24 protein-coding genes are annotated in these 22584 nt (G+C 41.9%); 8 read left to right on the top strand and 16 right to left on the bottom strand.

Translation table 11 applies throughout. The features are described 5' to 3' along the window. From ACXAH9_RS01530 to ACXAH9_RS01515, 4 genes are read right to left on the bottom strand one after another with little or no spacing between them, the layout of a single operon-like run. The gene (locus ACXAH9_RS01530; protein WP_474893124.1) at positions 1-999 is read right to left on the bottom strand and encodes a sugar phosphate nucleotidyltransferase; all 999 of its coding nucleotides are present in this window, start codon (positions 997-999) and stop codon (positions 1-3) included. 20 nt (positions 1000-1019) lie between these two features. Continuing rightward, entirely contained in the window at positions 1020-2492 is a 1473-nt protein-coding gene (locus ACXAH9_RS01525; protein WP_474893123.1) for an oligosaccharide flippase family protein, read from the bottom strand. A gap of 3 nt (positions 2493-2495) precedes the next feature. After that, complete coding sequence (locus ACXAH9_RS01520; protein ID WP_474893122.1) at positions 2496-3284, bottom strand: enoyl-CoA hydratase/isomerase family protein; 789 nt, start codon at positions 3282-3284, stop codon at positions 2496-2498. A gap of 45 nt (positions 3285-3329) precedes the next feature. Next, positions 3330-4280: an NAD-dependent epimerase/dehydratase family protein gene (locus ACXAH9_RS01515; protein ID WP_474893121.1), complete on the bottom strand. Its 951-nt coding sequence runs from the start codon at positions 4278-4280 to the stop codon at positions 3330-3332. Positions 4281-4362: 82 nt separating this feature from the next. Here ACXAH9_RS01515 and ACXAH9_RS01510 point away from each other — a divergent pair, with 82 nt between their 5' ends. After that, on the top strand, positions 4363-4617 hold the full coding sequence (locus tag ACXAH9_RS01510) for a hypothetical protein (RefSeq protein ID WP_474893120.1): 255 nt from the start codon (positions 4363-4365) through the stop codon (positions 4615-4617). A 1-nt stretch (position 4618) separates the two neighbouring features. Beyond that, complete coding sequence (gene kbl, locus ACXAH9_RS01505; protein ID WP_474893119.1) at positions 4619-5809, top strand: glycine C-acetyltransferase; 1191 nt, start codon at positions 4619-4621, stop codon at positions 5807-5809. Positions 5810-5849: 40 nt separating this feature from the next. Here kbl and cdaA read toward each other — a convergent pair whose 3' ends face one another. Beyond that, complete coding sequence (gene cdaA / locus ACXAH9_RS01500; protein ID WP_474893118.1) at positions 5850-6725, bottom strand: diadenylate cyclase CdaA; 876 nt, start codon at positions 6723-6725, stop codon at positions 5850-5852. Continuing rightward, positions 6722-7555, bottom strand: coding sequence for a dihydropteroate synthase (gene folP / locus ACXAH9_RS01495; protein WP_474893117.1), 834 nt, complete (start codon positions 7553-7555; stop codon positions 6722-6724). The genes cdaA and folP overlap by 4 nt, the downstream gene beginning before the upstream one ends. A 98-nt stretch (positions 7556-7653) precedes the next feature. Between folP and ACXAH9_RS01490 the strand changes: the two genes are divergently transcribed. The 3 genes from ACXAH9_RS01490 to ACXAH9_RS01480 are packed head-to-tail and all read left to right on the top strand — an operon-like array spanning position 7654 to position 9763. Further along, positions 7654-8202, top strand: a complete 549-nt coding sequence (locus ACXAH9_RS01490) for a DUF1599 domain-containing protein (protein WP_474893116.1) — start codon at positions 7654-7656, stop codon at positions 8200-8202. Next, entirely contained in the window at positions 8199-9299 is a 1101-nt protein-coding gene (locus ACXAH9_RS01485; protein ID WP_474893115.1) for a BT_3928 family protein, read from the top strand. The genes ACXAH9_RS01490 and ACXAH9_RS01485 overlap by 4 nt, the downstream gene beginning before the upstream one ends. Next, positions 9296-9763 carry a shikimate kinase gene (locus ACXAH9_RS01480; RefSeq protein WP_474893114.1) on the top strand — a complete coding sequence of 156 codons (468 nt, stop codon included), beginning with the start codon at positions 9296-9298 and terminating at the stop codon, positions 9761-9763. Before ACXAH9_RS01485 ends, ACXAH9_RS01480 begins: the two co-directional genes overlap by 4 nt. Here the strand turns inward: ACXAH9_RS01480 and ACXAH9_RS01475 are convergent. Genes ACXAH9_RS01475 through ACXAH9_RS01465 form a run of 3 tightly spaced genes read right to left on the bottom strand, consistent with a single transcriptional unit; the run spans position 9760 to position 12944 of the window. Then, entirely contained in the window at positions 9760-10140 is a 381-nt protein-coding gene (locus ACXAH9_RS01475; protein ID WP_474893113.1) for a hypothetical protein, read from the bottom strand. The genes ACXAH9_RS01480 and ACXAH9_RS01475 overlap by 4 nt on opposite strands. A 55-nt stretch (positions 10141-10195) precedes the next feature. Continuing rightward, positions 10196-11728, bottom strand: coding sequence for an OmpP1/FadL family transporter (locus tag ACXAH9_RS01470; RefSeq protein ID WP_474893112.1), 1533 nt, complete (start codon positions 11726-11728; stop codon positions 10196-10198). A 19-nt stretch (positions 11729-11747) separates the two neighbouring features. Then, on the bottom strand, positions 11748-12944 hold the full coding sequence (locus ACXAH9_RS01465) for a hypothetical protein (RefSeq protein WP_474893111.1): 1197 nt from the start codon (positions 12942-12944) through the stop codon (positions 11748-11750). Positions 12945-13070: 126 nt separating this feature from the next. On the opposite strand from ACXAH9_RS01465, the gene proS reads away from it, so the two are divergent. The 3 genes from proS to floA are packed head-to-tail and all read left to right on the top strand — an operon-like array spanning position 13071 to position 16044. After that, positions 13071-14540 (top strand): proline--tRNA ligase, encoded by a 1470-nt coding sequence (gene proS / locus ACXAH9_RS01460; protein ID WP_474893110.1) that lies wholly within the window; start codon positions 13071-13073, stop codon positions 14538-14540. Next, positions 14541-15011: an NfeD family protein gene (locus ACXAH9_RS01455; protein WP_474893109.1), complete on the top strand. Its 471-nt coding sequence runs from the start codon at positions 14541-14543 to the stop codon at positions 15009-15011. A 4-nt stretch (positions 15012-15015) separates the two neighbouring features. Then, positions 15016-16044: a flotillin-like protein FloA gene (gene floA / locus ACXAH9_RS01450; RefSeq protein WP_349565199.1), complete on the top strand. Its 1029-nt coding sequence runs from the start codon at positions 15016-15018 to the stop codon at positions 16042-16044. 51 nt (positions 16045-16095) lie between these two features. Here floA and ACXAH9_RS01445 read toward each other — a convergent pair whose 3' ends face one another. The 7 genes from ACXAH9_RS01445 to ACXAH9_RS01415 all read right to left on the bottom strand — a co-directional run bounded on the left by ACXAH9_RS01445 (position 16096) and on the right by ACXAH9_RS01415 (position 22580). Further along, positions 16096-16650, bottom strand: coding sequence for a YfiT family bacillithiol transferase (locus tag ACXAH9_RS01445; protein ID WP_474893108.1), 555 nt, complete (start codon positions 16648-16650; stop codon positions 16096-16098). 10 nt (positions 16651-16660) lie between these two features. After that, positions 16661-17170, bottom strand: a complete 510-nt coding sequence (locus ACXAH9_RS01440) for a DUF2480 family protein (RefSeq protein WP_474893107.1) — start codon at positions 17168-17170, stop codon at positions 16661-16663. Positions 17171-17173: 3 nt separating this feature from the next. Next, complete coding sequence (tsaB, locus tag ACXAH9_RS01435) at positions 17174-17854, bottom strand: tRNA (adenosine(37)-N6)-threonylcarbamoyltransferase complex dimerization subunit type 1 TsaB (protein WP_474893106.1); 681 nt, start codon at positions 17852-17854, stop codon at positions 17174-17176. Position 17855: 1 nt separating this feature from the next. Continuing rightward, positions 17856-19514, bottom strand: a complete 1659-nt coding sequence (locus tag ACXAH9_RS01430) for a S41 family peptidase (RefSeq protein WP_474893105.1) — start codon at positions 19512-19514, stop codon at positions 17856-17858. Between the two features lie 6 nt (positions 19515-19520). Then, positions 19521-19901 (bottom strand): ribonuclease P protein component, encoded by a 381-nt coding sequence (gene rnpA, locus ACXAH9_RS01425; RefSeq protein ID WP_474893104.1) that lies wholly within the window; start codon positions 19899-19901, stop codon positions 19521-19523. Positions 19902-19912: 11 nt separating this feature from the next. Beyond that, positions 19913-20068: a 50S ribosomal protein L34 gene (gene rpmH, locus ACXAH9_RS01420; protein ID WP_349565211.1), complete on the bottom strand. Its 156-nt coding sequence runs from the start codon at positions 20066-20068 to the stop codon at positions 19913-19915. 436 nt (positions 20069-20504) lie between these two features. Next, positions 20505-22580 (bottom strand): M16 family metallopeptidase, encoded by a 2076-nt coding sequence (locus ACXAH9_RS01415; protein WP_474893103.1) that lies wholly within the window; start codon positions 22578-22580, stop codon positions 20505-20507. Between the last annotated feature and the right edge of the window lie 4 nt (positions 22581-22584).

Below are 22584 nucleotides of genomic sequence, written 5' to 3'. Positions count from 1 at the left end.
TTACCATTCGCTGTAGTCACCCAAACTCACTGATTTTGGTTGACCTTTCAAGTTAACGAAGTTTCCAATCATTGAGTTGGTTAAATCAACGTCCTTCAGGGTCGTGTTATTTTGAATGAGTGATTCACTCAGTCTGGAGTTATTGATTTTGCAATTATTTCCAATAGAAACGTTCGGTCCAATCGTGGAGTTCGAAATTTCAGTTCCTTCCCCAACATACACCGGCTCTATTATTTCACAATTCTCCAATCTCGCATCATTTGAGACCAGATTTTCGCCATTCAAGAAACCCAGGTACTGAGAATTTGATTGCACCGTGATTTCTTTATTTCCACAATCCAGCCAATCATTCACCGTACCGATGGTAAAATTGGTGCCCTTATTTTTCAGGTTCTCTAGTGCCATGGTCAGCTGAAATTCTCCACCGCCCCGTATGTTATTCCTGATCAAGTAATCGATCTCCTCTCTTAAATCTTCCCCCTTTTTGAAATAGTATATTCCGATAATTGCCTGATCAGAGACAAAGTCTTTTGGCTTTTCAATGAAATCCGTGATGATCCCTGCTTCATCGGTTTTTACTACACCAAAAGCACTCGGATCTTCAATTTGCTTAGTCCAGATGATGCCGTCATCTTCCGGATTCAGCGTGAAGTTTGCCCTGAACAAGGTATCAGAGAAAGCTACAGTTACTTTCCCTTCCAAAATTTCATTCGCACAGGCAATGGCATGAGCGGTCCCTTCAGCCGTCTCCTGCACAAAAAAGTGAGCTTCTGCACCCACTTCTTTAGCAACATCTCTTAATTTATCTTTGATCTCCTCGTCAAAATCTCCAATCACAAATCCTATTTTCTCAATCTTTTCAGGCGTAACCTTGGCGATATCTTCAACCAAACGTTGAACAATCGGCTTACCTGCAATTGGAATTAAGGGTTTTGGTGTAGTTAATGTATGTGGCCTCAGGCGCTTTCCCTTCCCGGCCATCGGGATTATTAAGTTCATAAAAGCGTATTGATATTTAGCTAGTTAGCTTTAAGTCGCTGAATTGCTTTTCGTTCAAAAATGATCGGCAAAGTTAGAAAGATTAATACGATCAAAACGGACTTAAAAAATGATTGTTCAGTTAATCCATCGATAACAATTCCCACCCCGGCGAAAAGAATGTATCCAATTGTTTTTAAAACCTGATAGGGTACCGGATAATGCTTCATTCCCCAGAAATAAGAAACAATCACCATCAGCAGATAGGATGTAAAGGTTGCTATCGCACTCCCCATGTAGCCCATTACCGGAATAAGTGACCAATTCAGGATGAATGTAGCAAAGGCTCCTATCAAACTAATGTAAGCACCATAGAGAGTGTTGTCTGTGAGTTTATACCACAAAGAAAGGTTATAAAAAACACCTAGAAACAGTCCTCCGCCCAAAAGCAACGGCACAGCATCCAGCGCCATAAGGTAACTTTCCTGTCTCAAAAAGATGGGCGCATAATAAGGCATAAAAACACAAAGCCCTAACCAACTAAAAGAGGTGAATAGTACAAACCAGGTCATCACCTGACTAAAAACCTGAGGTGAATTTTTCTCCTTGGCCTGAGCAAAAAAGAAGGGCTCAAACGCGTATCGAAAAGCCTGAACAGCCAATGTCATGAAAACAGCCAGCTTATAGCAGGCTCCAAAGATCCCCAGGATTTCCAGATTGGTATAGCCTTCATAAAAGCCCTCGGGTAGCCGGTATTTCAAAATAGCCCGGCTCAACATTTCATTTGTCACCCCGGCAAATCCGATAATCAGTACCGGCCAGGCGTATTTCATCATCCGCTTCCATTCTGCGGTATTAAATGTAAATCTGACCTTAAGCCAGTCTGGTAAAAAGAAAATGAGGTACAGTCCATTGGCGATCAGGTTGGATAAAAACACATACCCAACTCCTATCTCAGGGTCATAGAATGTCCTAACGAAGCTCTCGGGATTATTTTCAAGAATAAGTGGACAAAGTAGAATGAAGAACAGGTTTAAGAAAATATTGATCCCAATATTTGAGAGCTTGAATACAGCAAAATGATACGCCTTACCCTGCTGTCTCAAACGGGCAAATGGAATCGCCACGATAGCATCAATTGCTAAAATAGCTGCCAACCATCGGATGAAATGCGCTTGATTTGGGTATTGAAGTATATCTGCGATGGCCTCCGAAAAAATCCAAATCACACCGGAGAGGAGCACGGAAGAAACCAGGATGCTGGTAAAGGCGAGGTTGAAATAATTATATCCTTTTTCCTGTGAAGAAAACCGAAAATAGGCTGTTTCCAGTCCGTATATATAAAGGATATTGAGAAATGCCACATAGGCATAAAGTTCCGTGACTATCCCGTATTCCGCAGGTACAAAAACGGAAGTATAAAGTGGGACAAGCAGGTAATTGAGCATCCTGCCGAGTACACTACTCAGCCCATAAATTGCGGTTTGACTGGCTAGCTTCCTGAGTATCGACAAGGATTATTCGCCTTTAAAATTGGCTTTTCGCTTTTCAAGGAAAGCAGAAACTCCTTCTTTGAAATCTTCCGTCCCGAAACATCCTGCAAAGGCATTGGCCTCCGTCTGGTATCCTTCCACTCCGGTTTCAAAATAAGCATTTACCGAATCAATCACCAGTCCAATAGCAAGTGGCGCTTTGGAAGCAATTTTTGATAAAATCTCGACTGCTTTCGCATGAGCAGCTTCTTTGTCTATTTCAACATAATTAGCCAGCCCCATTTGCTCAGCACGCTCCGCTGAGATCATATCGGCACTCATCAGAAATTCAAAAGCTCTTCCTTTTCCAATCAATTGAGTTAATCGCTGTGTACCTCCGTATCCCGGAATCAGTCCTAAATTCACTTCAGGCTGACCAAACTTGGCAGACGAGACTGCTATACGCATGTGAGCAGCCATTGCTAACTCACAGCCACCTCCAAGCGCAAATCCATTTACAACAGCAATTACTGGGGTGTGACAGTTTTCGATTTCCTGAAAAATTTCCTGACCTTCTTCAGCAAACTTTCTGGCGTGCATCTCACTCAGTCCACTAAACTCACTGATATCAGCACCAGCCACAAAAGCTTTATCTCCAGCTCCTGTCAAAATAACACCTCGGATGTCTCTTGGATTGTCCTGCACATATTGAAAAGCATCTTTCAACTCAAGCATAGTCGCCCGATTAAGTGCATTCATTTTACTTTCTCTGTTGATGGTAATGGTGAGAATGCCATCAACTAGGTCCAGTCCCAGATTTTCGTATGATTCCATTTGGTTGATCAATTTTTCGTGACGGAAAGAAAAAGGAAAATTGCCTTAATCAAAAACAATTGTGTCTTTCAAATTAGTAATCATCGTCTCTACCAACTCCTTTAAACCATATTCGTGCTGCCATCCCCAATTGTTTCTTGCTGCACTGTCATCAATACTTCCTGGCCAACTATCGGCTATTTTTTGTCTGAAATCAGGCTGATAAGTAATCTCAAAATCCGGATAGTGATTTTTGATCTCCTCGGCAATTTCTTTCGGAGTAAAGCTCATTGCCGCAAGGTTATATGAGCTTCTAACTTTTACATTTTTTGCGTTCGTTTCCATCAATTCAATGGTAGCTTTTACCGCATCATCCATGTACATCATTGGCAGCATGGAGTCTTCTGATAAAAAGCATTCGTATTTTTCTCCTGCGATCGCCTTGTGAAAAATATCAACGGCATAGTCAGTGGTCCCTCCTCCCGGCATGGCCTTATAGCCAATCAATCCGGGATATCGTAAACTTCTGACATCCACCCCATATTTCTCGTGATAGTATTCACACCATCTTTCTCCCGCTAGTTTTGAAATGCCATATACCGTATTAGGACTCATCACCGTGTTTTGAGGTGTGTTTTCTTTGGGAGTGTCCGGACCAAAAACAGCGATAGAGCTCGGCCAATAGATCTTGTTTAATCGGTCCTTCCCTGCGTCCAAGACGGTCAGCAAGCTTTCCATGTTTAGCTGCCAGGCGAAATGTGGGTTTTGCTCCCCTTTTGCAGACAATATTGCTGCCAGGTGATACACCTGATTGATTTGATGCTTTTCGAGAATCATATCAAAGGACTCCTTATTCATGATGTTTAGCTTTTCATAAGGACCGTCCTTGAGCAGGTCTACCGGATCATCCAGTAAATCGGATGCGATCACGTTCTCCACTCCTTTTAATTCTCTTAGTTTAAGCGTGAGCTCAGTTCCAAGCTGTCCACATGCACCAATAATCAGGATTTTATCCATCGGGTTAATTGTTGATTTTTGAAATTTCGGGTTTGCAAATTTACACGCCATAAGAAAACTCGCTTCCATTAAATTTGCCGCGATGGAGTTTAAGAAATACCTGAAAGACAAAAAGATTGATCCTGAGAAATTCAAAGCGGGCGATCCTGCTCAGTATGATGAATTTAAACGGATTTTTGATCAGGTACATCCAAACAGCTTCACTCAACAAAAACTTTTCTTAATAAATAAAATTCGCAGGAGCTACCAACTGAAAGAGCAGCAGGAGGCGAAAAAGCCAGCTGCTGGAAAAGCAATGCGACCGAAAATAAAACCTTTAAAACCCAAAACAAGCTGATATGTATAAATCACTGAAGCCGAGACTAGAGAAAGAAATCGAAGAGATTAAAGAAGCGGGACTTTACAAAAAGGAGCGAATCATTGCCTCACCTCAGGCAGCTGATATTACGCTTGAAGATGGATCGCAAGTGATCAATTTCTGCGCTAACAACTACCTGGGACTTTCATCGCACCCAAAAGTGATTGAAGCAGCTAAAACAACCATCGATTCACATGGATTTGGTATGTCGTCCGTTCGTTTTATCTGCGGTACCCAAGACATTCACAAGGAGCTTGAAAGAAAAATATCCGAGTTTCTAGGGATGGAAGATACCATTTTGTATGCAGCTGCTTTTGATGCGAATGGAGGGGTTTTCGAGCCACTTCTAGGACCAGAAGATGCAATTATCTCTGACTCTCTCAATCACGCGTCGATTATCGATGGCGTCCGTTTGTGCAAAGCAGCCAGATACAGATACAAAAACAATGACATGGCTGATCTGGAGGAGCAACTGAAAGCTGCCTCTGATGCTAAAGTAAAAATCATCGTAACGGATGGCGTTTTCTCCATGGACGGCACCATTGCTCAATTAGATAAAATCTGCGACCTGGCAGATAAGTATGATGCATTGGTAATGACTGACGAATGTCATTCAACTGGATTTATTGGTAAGACCGGGCGAGGAGTACACGAATACAGAAACTGCATGGACCGGGTGGATATCATTACAGGAACACTGGGTAAGGCACTTGGAGGTGCATCCGGAGGGTTCACAGCTGCCAAAAAAGAGATCGTAGATATTCTGCGTCAGCGCTCAAGGCCTTATTTATTTTCCAATACACTTGCACCTTCTATTGTTGGAGCTTCCATCGCTGTGATTGACATGCTGAGTGAGACCACAGAGCTTAGAGACAAGCTTGAGGATAACACCAAATACTTCAGAGAGCAAATGACCGCAGCAGGTTTTGACATCAAGCCGGGTGAACATCCGATCGTACCTGTGATGCTGTATGATGCCAAACTCTCTCAACAGATGGCTGACAAACTACTGGAAAAAGGCATCTATGTCATTGGCTTCTATTACCCGGTGGTACCAAAAGAACAAGCAAGAATTAGAGTTCAGGTATCTGCAGTACATGAACGTGAACACCTGGATAAAGCTATTCAGGCGTTTACTGAGGTGGGTAAGGAATTAGGGGTATTGAAATAAAGAAGTGTAGAATCCTCACTGAAAAGTGGGGATTTTATTTTTAAGCCACCTCTTCCTTCACCTCCACCAATGGCTCCTCTTTTTTCTCTTCTTTTTTCTCCTTCTCTTTCTTTAACTCCTTAGGCTCGTTGAGGTATTTGTTGATCTGTCGTCTAAGCTCCTGTGCGGAAATGTTGTGCATCACTTCACCGTTCTGCATAGCAGAAATCTGACCGGTTTCCTCAGATACCACAATAATGAAGGTTTCTGTGTTTTCTGACATGCCGAGTCCGGCTCTGTGTCGCAACCCATATTGGGCAGGCACATCACGCTCGGTAACAGGCAGGATGCACCTTGCAGCAACAATACGATCTTTATGAATAATCACTGCACCATCATGCAGTGGGCTATACTTATTGAAAACGGCTAGCAATAGCCTTTTCGAAAGCAGACTATCCATCTCATCCCCTGATTCAGCATAAAATTTAAGAGGTGAGTCTTCAGAAAGGACAATCAGTGCACCGGTATTAGATCCCGCCAACGATTTTACTGCTTCCACGATAGGTGTAATATTCGCGCGCTTCGCTTTACCTGTTTGCGTCCAGAACCTTACGTTTTTGAAAAACTTTCCTTCCTCAAAAATATTGGTCCGACCAACCAGCAATAGGAATTTTCTTATTTCCTGCTGGAAGAGAATGATTACTGCCAGTACTCCAACCCCCATAAATTGCCCTAGAATTGTACTCAACAGTTCCATCTGCAGAGCATTTACCACGAGATAAATCAGATAAATGGATAAGAAGCCGACAAATACCTTGATGGCTACACTTCCCTTCATCAACTTATACACCTGGGCCAATAGGAATGTGACCAGAAGTATATCCAGGATATCTTTCCAGCCTATATCTAAAAATCCTATTTGAAATGCTAAAATCAACTCAGTTCATTTACAAGTTTTATCGCCTCCACAGCCTCTTTTACATCATGTACACGCAAAATTTGTGCACCTTTTAACAAAGCTACGGTATTTAATACCGAAGTGCCATTTAAAGCTTCCTCAGCGGTCGAATTAAGTGTTCGGTAGATCATGGACTTGCGTGAAATGCCAACCAGCAATGGCCGATCAAGGTGGTGAAAATGATCCAGCTTGCTTAGCAGATCAAAACTTTGTTCAGCGGTTTTTGCAAATCCAAACCCCGGGTCTATTATGACATCCTTTATTCCCAACTGGTTGCAATCATGAGTAACGGATGAAAAATAGTTCATCGTTTCATGAAGCAGGTCATCATAATTAGTCAACTCCTTCATGTTCTTTGGAGTTCCCTTCATATGCATCGCCACGTAAGGAACATCCAATTCTGCGACCACATCTAACATCTTTGTGTCAAGATGACCTGCAGAAATATCGTTGACAACAGAAGCTCCAGCATCTATGGCAGCCCTTGCTACATCTGACCTAAACGTATCAATAGAGATAATAGCTTCGGGAAATCGATCGATGATCGCTTTGATGGGATCAATCACCCGATCCAATTCCACGTCAACCGAAATATCTGTAGCTCCGGGTCTTGACGAGTACCCTCCAACGTCCAAAAAAGTAGCCCCTTCCTCCAGCATTTTCTCTGCGGTCTGAAGAATTTCATTATCAGCACCCTTTCTGCTTCCTTCAAAAAATGAGTCAGGAGTTACATTGATTATTCCCATCACTTTTGGTGATGAAAGGTCAATCATTTCTCCTCGGATATTGATGCTATGTTTGGGGCTCAATGGATTAGTTTTGTCGTTTCAAGTCTACAGACGACAGTCGATTAGCCGACAGTCACTACAAATCTAATCTGTGGACTATGTACTGACGACTGTTGACTATGAAAATTGAAACCGAACAGCAATACAAGGAGATCATTTCTGAGTGTAAAGAGATTTTTGAGAAAAAAACAAAAGATTATGGCACTGCGTGGAGGATTCTGAGGCTTCCTTCCATCACTGATCAAATTTTCATTAAAGCGCAACGTATCCGATCCATCCAGGAGAAAGGTGAAAACAAAGTTGGCGAAGATATTTCCAACGAATTTATCGGCATCATCAACTATTGCATCATAGCGGTCATTCAGATGAAATTAAATGGAACCGAAGATATGGAAATTCCATTTGACAAACTGGAACCGATGTACGATCAGGTTGCTGATGACACGCGAAATTTACTTTCAGCAAAAAATCACGACTATGGAGAAGCCTGGCGTGATATGCGCGTGAGCTCAATGACCGATATTATCCTGATGAAGTTGATGCGTGTGAAACAAATTGAAGACAATGCAGGTAAAACATTGATCTCAGAAGGCATAGATGCCAACTACCAGGATATGATCAATTATTCTGTTTTTTGTTTGATCAAATTGAAAGAAGGAGAATCATGAACATTATCAAAGAATTTGCCCGGTATGCTGTTGGCGCATTATTCATTTTTTCGGGAATCATCAAAGTGAATGATCCGGTAGGCACTGCGATTAAGCTTGAAGAATATTTCCAGGTTTTTGCTGCAGATATTGCTCCGTTTTTTGAGTGGTTTGTACCGGCTGCACTATTTCTGAGTGTGGTATTGAGCGTATTAGAGGTTGTTCTGGGAGTAGCCTTGATCATTGGCTACCGAATGCGTATCACGGCATGGATTCTACTCGCCATGATTGTATTCTTTACGTTCCTCACCTTCTATTCAGCCTATTTCAATAAAGTGACCGATTGCGGATGCTTTGGTGATGCGATAAAGCTTACGCCATGGCAATCGTTCTATAAGGATATCATACTCCTTGTGTTAATCGGAGTGATTTTCTGGAAGCGAGACGATTACAAGCCTTGGTTGAGCGCCCGTTTTGGTGCTATTAAGGTAATTGGCGTTACTGTCTTCATGACCATCATAGCCATTTACGCGATTCAGCATTTACCGTTCATCGATTTTAGGGCTTACAAAGTAGGAAACCATCTGCCATCGCTGATGAAAAATTCAGAGCCACTGAAGTATGTATACATCATGGAGAAAGATGGAGAAACCTATGAATTTGAGAATTACCCAACTGAAGGAGGATATGAATACGTGGAAGCAAGACTGACCAACCCGGAAGCAGCCGCTAAAATTACTGACCTGAGTATATGGGAAGGAGATAATGATTATACCGATGGTTTACTTTCGTCCCAAAGGCCACATTTACTGATCATTATTCACCAGCTTGAAAAAGTATCGACAGATAATATTGATCGCATTAGAAACCTCACTTACTCGAATCCGAACTTTAGTACCTGGATCGTGACCTCCTCCGGATACGATAAAATTGAAGCTTTCCGACATAAACATCAACTTGCTGCTCCGGTTTTTTTTGCTGATGCAACTGTGTTAAAGACAATGGTAAGATCTAATCCCGGACTATTGTTACTAAAGGAAGGTACGGTTCTGGCAAAATGGCATCATAACGATACGCCACTTGTTGATGATGTTATTGAAATCATCAATCAACAGTGAAAAAAAGGATATTTCTGATTGGCCTGCCAGGTGCAGGTAAAACCACCATGGGTCTTGATCTGGGGGTTGATCTTGGGATTCAGTTTGTGGATTTGGATCAGGACATAGAAAAAGCCTGCAAACAAACCATCAGCGAAATCTTTGAGGAAAAAGGAGAGGCACATTTTCGTCAGTTGGAAAAACTACACCTGGAAAAAGTGCTCCAGGAGTTGGATGAATTTGTGATGGCGACCGGGGGTGGCACACCTTGCTTTTTCAATAATCTGGAAACAATGAAAAAAGCCGGGATTACAGTATTTATTAATACTCCGGTAGATCAGATACAAAAGAGACTGGAGAAAGACACTACCCGTCCACTGATGAAATCCACAACGCTGGAAGAGCTGCTAACTAAAAGAAAAGACTGGTACAGTCAAGCCGACCATACCATTCAGGAATACAAAGAATTGATTAAGCTTTTTTAAGAGGTAATCTCTGGGTTTTCGTTCTTTATTTTCTGAATTCTTTTATTAATGTCTTCAATTTCAGTCTGCCTTTTATTCTCTAAAGCTTTACTAAGCTTTTTATTCTTATAGTCATTTTCCAAGTGATATAGGCTATCCATAAAGTGCTTTAATGCTTCGTTGTAATCCTTTCGAAACTCTGCCTTTTTTCCCAACTCCTTTAACTCTTTATATTTTGGCGCCTTTTTTGAGCCTCCCTCTGATGCCAACACTATTATTAAGCCAATTAAAGGACTCAAAAGTATAGACCAAAAAAATGCCCAACCAAAACCTATGCTTTTGTTATTCCCAAGAAGTCCAACAAGCAAAGCAAATCCAATCCAAGCGATGTAAATCATATCTACCTTTATTTATTGTAAATAACTAATTAAAGGTAGTGCAAACACCATGTTTCTAAAAATTCAATCCGAACGTGACAGAAACCGTAGTGTTTCTCACACCTGATGTAGCTACCGGTTGATCATTGCCTATAAAATAGGGGGCTGCCTGCACCCGATATGCACTGGACACAATCGCGAAATCAAGGAAATAATCAAATGTGCGATAGCCGAATCCAAAAGTCACATTGGTACGATCCTGAAGGCTTGAATCTTTGACCGGGTCTGGAAAAAAGGCATATCCGGCACGTAATCGGAAATTTTCAACCCGATACTCTCCTCCCACACGTACATTCATGACCGATTCATAGGTGTTTTCAATCACGTCATTATCCAATGAAGTAGAAAAGTCGTCTGAATTCAGATTAGCTCTTCCATAATCCACAAACTCAAGATCTCCTGAGAGAAAGCCATTTTTTCCTACAAATAAGGCAGCACCAAGCCCAATCCGTGACGGTGACCGTAACCTGTACTTATTAACGAATAATGCACTCTGATAAGGATCAATGGAGGCAAGGTCATAAGTTACAGGCTCTCCATCCACTTCTTCCGTAACTGTGGTTCCAGCTTCCCATTCAGCATCCAGGTCTATAAAACTCTCCTCATCAATGGAGATGAATGAAGGTGATGTGTAGCTGGCGCCTATGGTCAGGAACTGCACCGGTCTGAATATTGCACCGAAATTGAAGTTTACACCTCTACCTCTAGCCTCTATTTCGTCATCAATAAAAATGGCCATGAGTGAATCCTGTCCATCTCTAAAATTGAATTCCTCATAGGCTCTCTCTTGTTTGTAATTCAATAGCTGCACACCCATGCCACCACCAAAGTAAAAGATATCATCGTAGTTTCCTCCCCATGCCATATTAATTTGGTAGTGTGAACCACGCTGCTTAATCGTTTCGCTCTGATCTGGAAATCCTCCAACATTGGAGGTATAAAAATACCCCTCAGCATCCTCTTCCTGGTTGATCAAAAACTGATCATAAGCTGCAAACTCTAGTTCCGTGAGATCATCAAGGGATTTCAATCCATCATTTGCTCCATTGAAAATATTATCGAGAATGGAATTGGAATCATTACGCCCCTGGTAGGTTCTATTTAAGTGATATGAATTATTTCGGCTAATTGAAATAGCCAATGATCCCCCTTTGAATTTATCGTCTGTAAATCGTCCCTTACCAAAATTGATGACGGCACCAATGTTGGCAAAGTTGAAATTGTTCTTAAAGTTTTCTTCCGATCCAAAGCTTTGAAGACCACCACTACCGAGAATTCCGTATTCGGTATCTGCATTAATAAAATCCAGTGATGGGGTGAAGACAAACACACTTTTATTGAAAAACCCCAATCCGGCAGGGTTAGAAACTGCCGAGCTGATATCTCCTCCCAGAGCTATCTGTGCACCTCCGATGGACTGCATGCGTGCAGTGCTTCCCAGGCTGTAATTGATATTGCTGAACCGATAAGCATCCTCATAATATTGAGCATTGGATATAACTGAATATCCGAAAAATGAAAGTAAGATTATTGTAAGCTTCTTTTTCATTTATTTCAATCCTTTTTTATTAATTACCTCCTCTTCTGCTTGAACTTCTTCCTGAAGAAGACCGTGAACCTGAAGATCGGCTTGATGATGAGCTTCTCGATCTGCTCACTGAACCTGAACTCCTGGATGGGCTCGAAGATCTAACTGACGAACTTCTGCTTCTTGAGGAAGCTGGAGGTGAATACGACCGGGTTCGTGTGTTGCTCGGTCTGGTGTAGTTCGAATTCGAATTTGATCGACTATTGTTATTAAACAAACCTGAGTTCGAATTGCTTGTTCTGGAGTTGATCGTACTTGATCCTCTGGAAGTACCCGAATTGTATCGGTTACTTCTTGACTGATTCAAATAATTCGCCTGTTGTCTGCTGTAGCTTCTTCGGGAATTGACTTCCGCATCTGCTGCCACTGCTGCGCCCCTACCTGATGATGATCGGCTTTCTCTTGATGAGACCGACCCTCTGCTGGCTCGTGAACTTCTCACAACATCTCTTCCACGTCTGTATCCATTATCAACCACGTAAACAGGTCTTCGGTAATAAGGCGGGCACCATACCGAACCAGCACCCCAGCCCCATCCATTCCAGGCCCAGTTATTCCATCCCCAGCCTGCATTCCAGCCCCATCTTGGACCCCAGGCGTTCCATCCCCACCAAGGATCCCAGAAAGGATCATACCAAGGATTGCCCCAGGCATTTCCATAAGAAACGGACCAAAAGCTACCTCCCCAATTATTGAAACCAAAACCAACGTTCCATCTCGGGCGGTTCCAATTGTTCCAATTATCGTTATAGTAATTATTTATAATGACTGGTTGATTATTGTTCGGATTATCATAAATAGTAGCCTGCGGGTTGCTGAAATTAGGATTTCTTTCTGTGCCATTGATATATGCGCTTTGTGATTGTTCAGATATATAGTCCTCCTGTGTTTTGTCAGGAGCATAATAATCCAATGATTCCTCACTCACATCCATTGTAGGATTAGCCTGCTGAAACTGACGCCCCAGAAAACTGGTAGCCTCTACTTCATTTGAAGTTTCCTGATATTGCTCCTCCGACGTAGTTCCGTATGAAGGATTAGTCATTTCTATCTTTTTCTTCTTCTGTTTTTTACGATCTGCTTTGGTGAAGTACAAATCATCGTACTCCTGACCGAACGCGCCGATCATAGAAATGCTAAAAATGGTTACAAGAAAAATGTTCAGATACTGTCTCATGACTCCTCCTTTTTTTATTTAACGATCTCCAGGGGTTCTCTGTTCTACTCCTCCGCTATATTTGCGATCCCTTAGAAAATCTTATTACAAAAGGAGCAAACTCCATACCAAAAGAAATAAAACTACATGGCAAAAGCGATTCCATCACGTTCGGAAGATTACTCTCTATGGTATAATGAATTAGTGAAAAAGGCTGGTCTGGCCGAAAATTCTCCTGTTCGAGGCTGTATGGTGATAAAACCTTATGGTTTTGCTATTTGGGAGAAGATGCAGCAAACGCTGGATCAGATGTTCAAAGATACCGGACATGAAAATGCCTATTTTCCACTATTGATCCCAAAATCCTTCTTAAGTAAGGAAGCTGATCATGTAGAAGGTTTTGCTAAAGAATGTGCGGTAGTTACACATTATCGTCTGAAAAATGATGAAGATGGCAAAGGTGTAATTGTTGATCCTGAGGCACGCCTGGAGGAAGAGTTAATCATTCGACCTACATCTGAAACGGTCATTTGGGATTCATATAAAAACTGGATACAGTCATATAGAGACTTACCGATTTTAGTAAACCAATGGGCAAATGTGATGCGCTGGGAAATGCGTACCCGCTTATTTCTTCGTACGGCAGAATTTCTATGGCAAGAAGGTCACACCGCACATGCTACCAAGCAGGAGGCTATTGACGAAACCCACCAAATGTTAAACGTATATGCCACCTTCGCTGAGGAGTTTATGGCAATGCCGGTGATCAAAGGAGTGAAAACTGAAAGTGAGCGATTTGCAGGAGCAGTAGATACCTATTGCATTGAGGCGATGATGCAGGACGGGAAAGCGTTGCAGGCTGGTACTTCACACTTCCTGGGTCAGAATTTTGCTAAAGCTTTCGATGTAAAGTTTGCGACAAAAGAAGGAAAAGAAGAATTGGTTTGGGGAACGTCCTGGGGTGTAAGCACCCGATTGATGGGCGCTTTGATAATGGCCCATTCTGACGATGATGGATTGGTATTGCCTCCAAAGCTGGCTCCTATCCAGGTGGTCATTGTTCCGATTTACTTTAAGGATGAGGATCTGGCGCGAATTAAGGAAGTTGTCGATCCGATTCTGGCAGACCTAAAAGCAAAAGGAATCTCAGTAAAATTTGATACGCGAGATACGCACAAGCCGGGTTGGAAATTTGCTGAATACGAACTGAAAGGGGTTCCTGTACGATTGGCCATTGGCCCAAAAGATCTGGAGAAAGGGACGGTAGAAATTGCGAGAAGAGACACGAAAGAAAAGTCTTTCCATCCGATTGATGGAGCGGTAGATCATGTAGCTCAGCTACTTGAGGACATTCAGGAGAATATTTACTCCAAGGCGAAGAACTTCCGTGAAGCAAACACTAGAGAGGCAGATACCTATGATGAGTTTAAAAAGCTGGTAGAGGAAGGGTTTGTGTACGCTCACTGGGACGGCACTGCCGAAACGGAAGAAAAAATCAAAGAGGAGACAAAAGCTACAATCCGGTGCATCCCACTGGATCGGCAAAAGGAGGATGGAAAGTGTATCTTTACAGGCAAACCTTCTAAAGGAAAAGTACTATTCGCTAAGGCATATTAAATGGAATGGTTAATCATCATCGGGTTAATGCTTTTGGGCACGTTTTTGATCGTGGCTGAGATCATTTTTGTGCCTGGAACTACCGTCGTAGGAATTCTCGGGTTCGTTTTCTCGGCCTATTGCATTTATTTGGGTTATGATTATTTCGGTCCTACCACTGGAACGCTCATTTTAATCGCAGGTCTTCTGCTTAATATCATTGCCCTGGTAATTGCTTTCAAAGGTCGCTCGTGGGAACGTTTCTCGCTTAAGGGGACGATGACCGGCAAATACAATGATGACTTTAAATTTGATGTAAAAGTTGGTGATAAAGGAACAACGATTTCATCACTAAAACCAATCGGTAAAGCCATCTTCGATGATCATGAAATAGAAGTCAGATCGAATGGTGGTTATGTCGATGAAAATGTAGAAATTGAGGTCCTGAGAGTGGAATCCTCAAAAATTTTTGTACAACCTGTAAAAAACTAAAATCATGGGTAGCAGTGTAATGCTCATCTTACTAGTCGTTGGGGGAATTATCCTCTTTTTTATCTTCCTCTACTTTGTTCCGGTCAATCTCTGGATCACAGCTATTTTCTCCGGTGTTCGTGTAGGATTGTTGGAATTGGTTTTCATGCGAATCAGAAAGGTGCCGCCATCGATCGTGGTAAATTCTTTGATTACAGCGACAAAAGCAGGTCTTACCATACAGGAAACGGATGGAAGCGAACCCAGGCAGTTGAAAACACAAGAGCTGGAAACACACTACCTGGCAGGAGGTAATGTACCTCAGGTGATCAAAGCATTGATCTCTGCTGATAAAGCAAACATCAACCTTACTTTCAAACAAGCTACCGCAATTGACCTTGCAGGAAGAGATGTATTTGAAGCCGTTCAAATCTCTGTAAATCCGAAAGTGATCAACACACCTTCTGTTGCTGCTGTTGCTGCTGATGGTATTCAGCTGGTGGCGAAGGCAAGGGTAACCATTAGAGCCAATATCCAGCAGTTAGTTGGAGGAGCTGGTGAAGAAACCATTCTTGCTCGAGTAGGAGAAGGAATTGTAACCTCTGTAGGTTCGGCCTCTACTCACAAGGAAGTATTAGAAAACCCAGATAAGATTTCGAAGCTGGTGCTACAAAGAGGGTTGGATGCAGGTACCGCATTTGAAATCCTTTCCATTGATATTGCTGATGTAGATGTTGGAGCAAATATTGGTGCGAAACTTCAGACCGATCAGGCGTCTGCCGACTTGAAAGTTGCAGAAGCAAAAGCAGAAGAAAGAAGAGCCATGGCTGTTGCCGAGGAGCAAGAGATGGTGGCTAAAGCACAGGAAGCAAGAGCTAAAGTAATCTTAGCTGAAGCAGAAGTGCCAAAAGCAATTGCCGAAGCATTCAGAAGCGGCAACCTTGGAATTATGGACTACTACAAGTTCCAAAACATTGAAGCGGACACAGACATGAGAAGCTCCATTGCAGGATCCGGAAGCAAGAAAGGCGGATCTACCAAGAAGAAAGACTAAACCATGACTAACCTAAAAAGAGAGCCGCTTGGAGAAATCTGAGTGGCTTTTCTATTTGACTTTTTCGGGAGTGAATTCTCCCTGCATTTCAATGGCTTGTTTGATGTGGGCTAAATGATGCTTACAGTGCCAGTCGTACAATCCTAACATCCATTCCAAGGTGAACTGTTGATCGTAATCGGGGTGGAAATAGGTGAGTTTCTTATGCTCGTCTTTAAGGGACTTCAGTAGCGTGACCCAGCGCTTGTGCAAGCCTTCCAGAATATCTATGGATTCTGTAATCTCTTCATTGTCAGCATCTTCGGTTTTAGCCCAGGCTGCTTCATCGTATGGTTTGATTGTGGGGTTGTCTTCAGTCAAAATCAGCTTAAATCGAATAAAGCTATTCATGTGGCTATCTGCCAGGTGATGTACCACCTGTTTTATATTCCAACTTCCCGGCCGATACTGTAACTCCAATTCATCATAGGAGAGATTACCTACCAGTTTTTTCAATTTCTCTGGTAAGGATTCGATTGTAATAATCCACTGATCGAATGTTTCTTCGGTGATTTCTGCCGGCGAGTCGTATTTGCCAACAGGATATTTTAAAGCATCTAAATCCACAGGTGTTAGGTTATTTTTTTTGTTTAAAGATAGGAACAGTGCTGCAAGGCTCACCATACATGAGGCTGCTTACAATAGGAAAAAGTTTTTCGGTAACCTTTGTGTATGCGTATTCAATGTTTTTTACATCACCACAGCCTTTTATCACCACTTTTTTATCCTTCAAATCGATCGTTGAAACACACTTTTCGATCGCCTGATCTATGAGGGCCTTTTCGATAGCCTCTTCTCCTCCAAAGGTTACAGTATTGGCATGTTCACTAATCTTTGTTACCAACAACATATAGGCCCAGGTGGGGACAATCGCATCAGCAGTGCAGACTAATCCTACATTTTTATCTGCATATGCGGCCCAATCATGCTCTTTCAGGAAGTTTCTAAAATCCTTTTCACGTAAAATCAATCCCTCAAAAAGGGTGTCCTTCACATCAAAAACGGCATACTCCCCTTTGTGGAGATAATCCTCAAGGTCTAAAGAGACCAGCGGACTCTTGGCTACTCTATTTACTATTTCATCCATCGGTTAGAGCAACTGTTTTTTGGGCGTTGTAGTTCGCCATTCCTTCAGATAATTAGGCTCAAAATAGGCGACATCCTCGAAATCTTCATTGTCAAATTTTTCTTGTGCCAGCCTCCCCATGTTTTGCGCCTCAGGAAAAATATCATCAATAAAGATTAGATTATCCTGATTGGCGATCTTTCGGAACTTTGGCATTCCATCACCAAAGAGATATAATGGTTTCTTGAAATCATTGAAGGTGATTTCATCCAAAATTTTTGGTTGAAGGTTCCATATCTTTTTCCCATTTTGATCCTCCATCTGGGTGTAAACCTCCATTCGGCGAGCATCCATCATGGGGCAGAGTAAATGATCTCCAAGAAACTTCCCTCGCACAGCTTCGGTCATGATTTCCAGTGATGGTATAGCTATCAAGGATTTTTTTAAAGTATAGCAGATTCCTTTCGCATTTGAAACTCCAATTCGAAGGCCTGTATATGATCCCGGACCGGATGAAACGGCAACTGCATCCAAATCATTGAAGGTCACATTGGCTTCTTTGCACACATCTAAGCCTATACCCGGCAAAAGAGATGAATGGGACTTCTCTACCTGATGAACCTGATTTGCTAATAGCTCCCCATTATTATGGAGCGCCACCGAGCAAACCATGGTTGAGGTCTCTATGCTGAGAATTAAAGCCAAACTAGTTGGGATTTAGAATGGATTGATATTTCTCAGGATCGTTCAGCACGGTAATGGCTGCCTGCACATCCGGATCCCTTCCGAAGGTGGACTCGATGATCCCTTTTTCATAAAAATACCGACCCGCAATTTCCTGCTCCAGTAGCATTTTGATTTCTTCCTTGAAGGTTTCTAAATCCCTTTCCTTGTTGTGCTTTGTTGCCAGCTCCAACTCGTCAAAGTAGCTCTTCAGTTGACTATATTTCTTCTCCTCCTTTGCAATATCAATGAGCTTTTTGGTTTCCTTCTCTACACGTGTAACATAATCAAAGTCGCGACCTGAAAGCCATTGTTTGAAATCCTCATAGTCTGCATCTGAAAGACGTAACTCATCCGGTGATGCAGGGTTCAAATCCTGATTTTTATAGTAATATTCAGTGGCGTAATAAAAAATATGATCGTTTTTCACGAGACTTTTTGTGATAGGTGCAAACTCTAGCTTTTCTACCTCCACATCCGGGTCTATTCCCCCTCCATCATACACCTTTCTGCCATTCAAGGTATAAAATTCGTTCTTCAGTGAATCTGGAATTTTGCCTACGCTACCATCTTCATTCCTATTGCTGTAATCAATGGCCTGAATACATCTTCCTGTTGGTGTATAGTACTTGGCAGTTGTGATTTTTACAACTGCATCGTAGGATAGTGGGCGTTCAATTTGAACCAACCCCTTGCCGAAAGTCTTTCTGCCGATCAATACCCCACGATCATAATCCTGCATTACACCAGAAACAATCTCTGATGCAGAGGCGCTTCCATTGTCCGTTAGCACCACCACAGGTATATCCGGATCAACCGGGTCATTCAGGGTATTATACGTCCAGTCGTTTGCCCTTACTTTTCCTTTTTGGGTCACGATCTTTCTTCCTTTCTCCACAAAGACATTTGAAACATTGACCGCTTCGTGCAGCAATCCTCCCGGATTTCCTCGAAGATCAAGAATAATGCTTTCGGCTCCCTTCTCCATAAGATCAAGCACTTTAATACCTATCGATCGTCCCACATTCTGGGTGAAACTAGTAAGCCTCACATACCCAATATTGTCTGTGACCATGCCTGCATACGGAACACTATCAACAGCGATTTTCTCCCGCTTGACATTTACATCAAACATTTCATCCTGCCCATATCTTTTTACCGTCAATGTGATTTCAGAATTGGATTGTCCTTTCATCAGAAACCGAACTTCTTCCTGGGTTTTTCCTTCCAGCGGAATACCATTGATCGCATGAATCTCATCTCCTGCTCTAAGGCCTGCATCGTGCGCGGCAAACCCCTCGTAAGGCATCACAATGGTGCTTATACCATTTTTTCGTTCAACAACCGCTCCAATCCCTGAGTACTCACCGGTAGTCATCATCCGGTAGTTCTCAATATCATCAGCCGCTATGTAGTTGGTGTACGGATCAAGTGTTTCTAACATTTCGTCAATCCCAGCCTGCATGAGGGTGGTGGGGTTGATCTCATCAACATAATGCGTGTTTACCTCCTTAAAAAGTGTGGCGAAAATGTCCAGATTCTTCAGTATCTCGAAGTATCTGTCTGTAGGTGGCTTTACTGCTGCAATCAATAAAACCAATGCCAAAATTGAAGGAAGGATAATTTTTACTTTTCTACTCATATCGTATCATTCTGCATAGCTATTACCCAAACGTTCCAAACACTTAATTAGTTGAGCCTGGATGTTATCAAAGGTTAAAATCTGTTTTGAAAGATAAATGAAAGCGATGTAAAGGGCCGGGTCATTATCAGCTTTGTCGATCAAATGTTTGTTTAACCGATAAGCCTCTCGTATTCTTCTCTTGAGCAAATTCCTATCAACGGCTCGCTTGAAGTTACGCTTAGGTACAGAAATAAGAATTTGATTGTGTCCCTCCTCGCCGGATGGCAGGTGTCGTATTTGGAAGTCGTCCAAATAAAAAGAGGAACCTTTTTTAAACAGTCCCTCAATTTTTTTCTTACCGGTAAGTCTTTCCTGTTTGGAAAAACTGTATTTAGAAAGGCCCATAGGCCATGGATTTACTTCTTGTGGAGATCGTCAGAAACAGTAAGTCTCTTACGCCCTTTAGCTCTTCTTCTTGCGATCACAGATTGTCCATTCACACTCTCCATTCTCTTTCTGAATCCGTGCTTGTTTTTCTTCTTTCTTACTGAAGGTTGAAATGTTCTTTTCATGCTTTCAAATATTTATTAGCGGCTGCATGGAACTCGACCCAAGGGTCTCGTTTCATTGTCTTTTTCTTTCTCCCTTAAAAATGGAGGGCAAAGATAGAGATATTAGGTTCTAATTAAAAAATAAGATGAAAAATTTCTCAGTCTTAAAATATTCGACTGAAATAAATAAATCATCAACCAAACAAACTAAATAATTATGAAACATTTAAATGAAAAAGACTTGATTAGGATTGAAGGTGGGACTACTCTGAACTTAATATGTGAAGTTGGGCTCGTAATAATGTTTAACGAAGGCGCAAGCTATGAGACAGTAATAAGTTGGGGTTGGGAGACAGGATGCATATACGTTTGGGCGGCTAGTTGATCAAAAAAAAGCAGTAGCAATTGATGCTACTGCTTTTTTAGACCTATTACTCAATCAAATAGGTGCAATACGCTAATCTATATCAAAGATTGACGCATCCAATTCTGGATTGATCACTATTTCTTCAACCGTAACGTCCATTTTTATTTGAGCATTAATGGGTTGCTTGATCAATCTAGGAAATTTAATTCCTCCATCTATCTCTTGATACTCAATCACATCAGTATTAAGGCTTATAGTTCCGTTTGGGGTTTCCTGAAATGCGGTCTCTCTTACAAATAAACCGCTCTCTTTATCATAATAGCGAATTGCTTTTGTGCCGGAAGGCATTTCAACCTCAACACCGTACGCTTCTTTACCATTGATCTCTTCAATGGATGACAGTTTCACCTTCACATTATTCTCGAGCATTGCAGCCTCAGCAAAGAGTGCATTAGAAATAGCCATATCTTTTGCCTGATCACCTTCTATAGTTTGATTTCCCTGCATACCAGACATTGCACCTTTCTCTCCATCAAAAGTGATTTTCTGCATAACATTTCCACCCACAGAAACTTCTGTATAAGATAAGTTTGGAGACAATTTTGACACCTCCATTTGCATTGATTGTCCCATTACTGAGGCAGACATTTTCATTTTTACTGAATTGATAGCACTCAACTTTTCTTTACCTCCGATAGCCTCAATATGATCATTTAAAACCTTCTCAGCCGTCAACCCATCAGGCAGCTTAGCCAATGAAGGATCCACCTCATTACCATAGGTATCATAGTATTTTAGCTCACCGAACTGCTTTAAGCTTTCAGCTACTTCACTTGCCTTACCTACGATATTGATATAGGCATTGTCAGGCTTCAAGTATTTATTAGCAGTAGCTTTTACATCTTCAATCGTAACTGCCTGCACTTTCTGCAGGTACGTGTTATAGTAGTCTTCAGGCAGATCATAAATTGCTATATTCAATGCGAAATTTGCTACGGTCTGAGGTCTTTCCAATGACTGAGAGAAACTTCCAGAAATCGAATTCTTCGCCAGCTCAAGCTCCTCCTCAGAGACTTCCCCATTTCGCATTTGCTCCATTTCATAGATCATCTGAACGATGGCACTATCTGTTACTTCGTTTCGTACCTCCGCATTTGCAGAGAAACGAGAAACCAACTCGTCAGATGAAAGCGAAGAACGGCTTCCATAGGTATATCCTTTATCCTCCCTCAAGTTCATATTTAGCTTCCCGGAGAATCCACCACCCAAAATTTGGTTCATCACCCTTACTTTGATGGCATCATCTGATCCAACTGGCAGCACTACCGGATATGTGATATTAACAACTGACTGAACCGATGCGGAACGATTTACAAGGTTCACTTTAGTTTTTTCAGGTGATTCTGGTGTTTCATATGTTGGCGCAGGAACTTCTCCTTCTTCCCAGCTTCCAAAATACGTTTTCACCATCTTCTTCATTTGCTTAGGATCAACATCCCCTACAATCGCCAGGTAAGAAATATTCGGCTTGAAGTAAGTTTCATGGTAATTCTTTAAATCAGCAACAGTGATATTATTTGTAGTCTCCTCAGTTTGGATCTCGCCATAAGGATGATCTTTCCCGTATACGATTGCCTGATTTAAATTGCCAGCTATGGCGTTTGGATCATCTTTAGCTGAAGCCAGCCCTGAAAGCGTTTGCTTTCTGATTTTCTCCAGCTCCTCTTCCGGAAAAGTTGGGTTGAAAGCTACATCCGTCATCAACTCAAGGATTTTTTCCTGGTACTTTGACAATCCTGATGCAAAAACATTAGTCGATCCGGCAAAAACAGAAGCACCAATGAAATCAATTTCCTCATCCAACTGCTCTTTAGTTCTAGTTTCCGTTCCGCGCATCATCATCTGACCTACCATACTTAGGTAGCCAACCTTTTCTTCTTCCAAAAGTGGCTCGCGATCAACTAAAAGATTGAAGCTTACTCTGGGAAGTTTATGGTTTTCAATGATGAAGACTTTCAGGCCGTTTTTCAATTCAAAAGTCTCATAGTCACCAATATTGATTGGCCTTGGGGTGGCCGGTTCAGGCAATTTGCTCCGATCCACCTGTGCAAAAGCACCTACCATTCCGATGGCCAGAACGAGGGTTAGTATATTTCTTAAGTTCATAATT

The organism is Ekhidna sp. ABH4_415, assembly GCF_056161305.1.
This window is presented reverse-complemented; position numbering and strand designations above follow the sequence as displayed.

Bases quoted from the DNA above. Each gene is read 5' to 3' on its own strand.
- proS (WP_474893110.1), top strand. From the start codon at position 13,071: ATGGCAAAAGCGATTCCATCACGTTCGGAAGATTACTCTCTATGGTAT.
- ACXAH9_RS01455 (WP_474893109.1), top strand. From the start codon at position 14,541: ATGGAATGGTTAATCATCATCGGGTTAATGCTTTTGGGCACGTTTTTG.
- ACXAH9_RS01520 (WP_474893122.1), bottom strand. From the start codon at position 3,284: ATGGAATCATACGAAAATCTGGGACTGGACCTAGTTGATGGCATTCTC.
- ACXAH9_RS01530 (WP_474893124.1), bottom strand. From the start codon at position 999: ATGAACTTAATAATCCCGATGGCCGGGAAGGGAAAGCGCCTGAGGCCA.
- ACXAH9_RS01485 (WP_474893115.1), top strand. From the start codon at position 8,199: ATGAACATTATCAAAGAATTTGCCCGGTATGCTGTTGGCGCATTATTC.
- ACXAH9_RS01430 (WP_474893105.1), bottom strand. From the start codon at position 19,514: ATGAGTAGAAAAGTAAAAATTATCCTTCCTTCAATTTTGGCATTGGTT.
- ACXAH9_RS01490 (WP_474893116.1), top strand. From the start codon at position 7,654: ATGAAAATTGAAACCGAACAGCAATACAAGGAGATCATTTCTGAGTGT.
- ACXAH9_RS01465 (WP_474893111.1), bottom strand. From the start codon at position 12,944: ATGAGACAGTATCTGAACATTTTTCTTGTAACCATTTTTAGCATTTCT.
- floA (WP_349565199.1), top strand. From the start codon at position 15,016: ATGGGTAGCAGTGTAATGCTCATCTTACTAGTCGTTGGGGGAATTATC.
- ACXAH9_RS01415 (WP_474893103.1), bottom strand. From the start codon at position 22,580: ATGAACTTAAGAAATATACTAACCCTCGTTCTGGCCATCGGAATGGTA.
- ACXAH9_RS01515 (WP_474893121.1), bottom strand. From the start codon at position 4,280: ATGGATAAAATCCTGATTATTGGTGCATGTGGACAGCTTGGAACTGAG.
- ACXAH9_RS01475 (WP_474893113.1), bottom strand. From the start codon at position 10,140: ATGATTTACATCGCTTGGATTGGATTTGCTTTGCTTGTTGGACTTCTT.
- rpmH (WP_349565211.1), bottom strand. From the start codon at position 20,068: ATGAAAAGAACATTTCAACCTTCAGTAAGAAAGAAGAAAAACAAGCAC.
- ACXAH9_RS01470 (WP_474893112.1), bottom strand. From the start codon at position 11,728: ATGAAAAAGAAGCTTACAATAATCTTACTTTCATTTTTCGGATATTCA.
- rnpA (WP_474893104.1), bottom strand. From the start codon at position 19,901: ATGGGCCTTTCTAAATACAGTTTTTCCAAACAGGAAAGACTTACCGGT.
- kbl (WP_474893119.1), top strand. From the start codon at position 4,619: ATGTATAAATCACTGAAGCCGAGACTAGAGAAAGAAATCGAAGAGATT.
- ACXAH9_RS01510 (WP_474893120.1), top strand. From the start codon at position 4,363: ATGGAGTTTAAGAAATACCTGAAAGACAAAAAGATTGATCCTGAGAAA.
- ACXAH9_RS01440 (WP_474893107.1), bottom strand. From the start codon at position 17,170: ATGGATGAAATAGTAAATAGAGTAGCCAAGAGTCCGCTGGTCTCTTTA.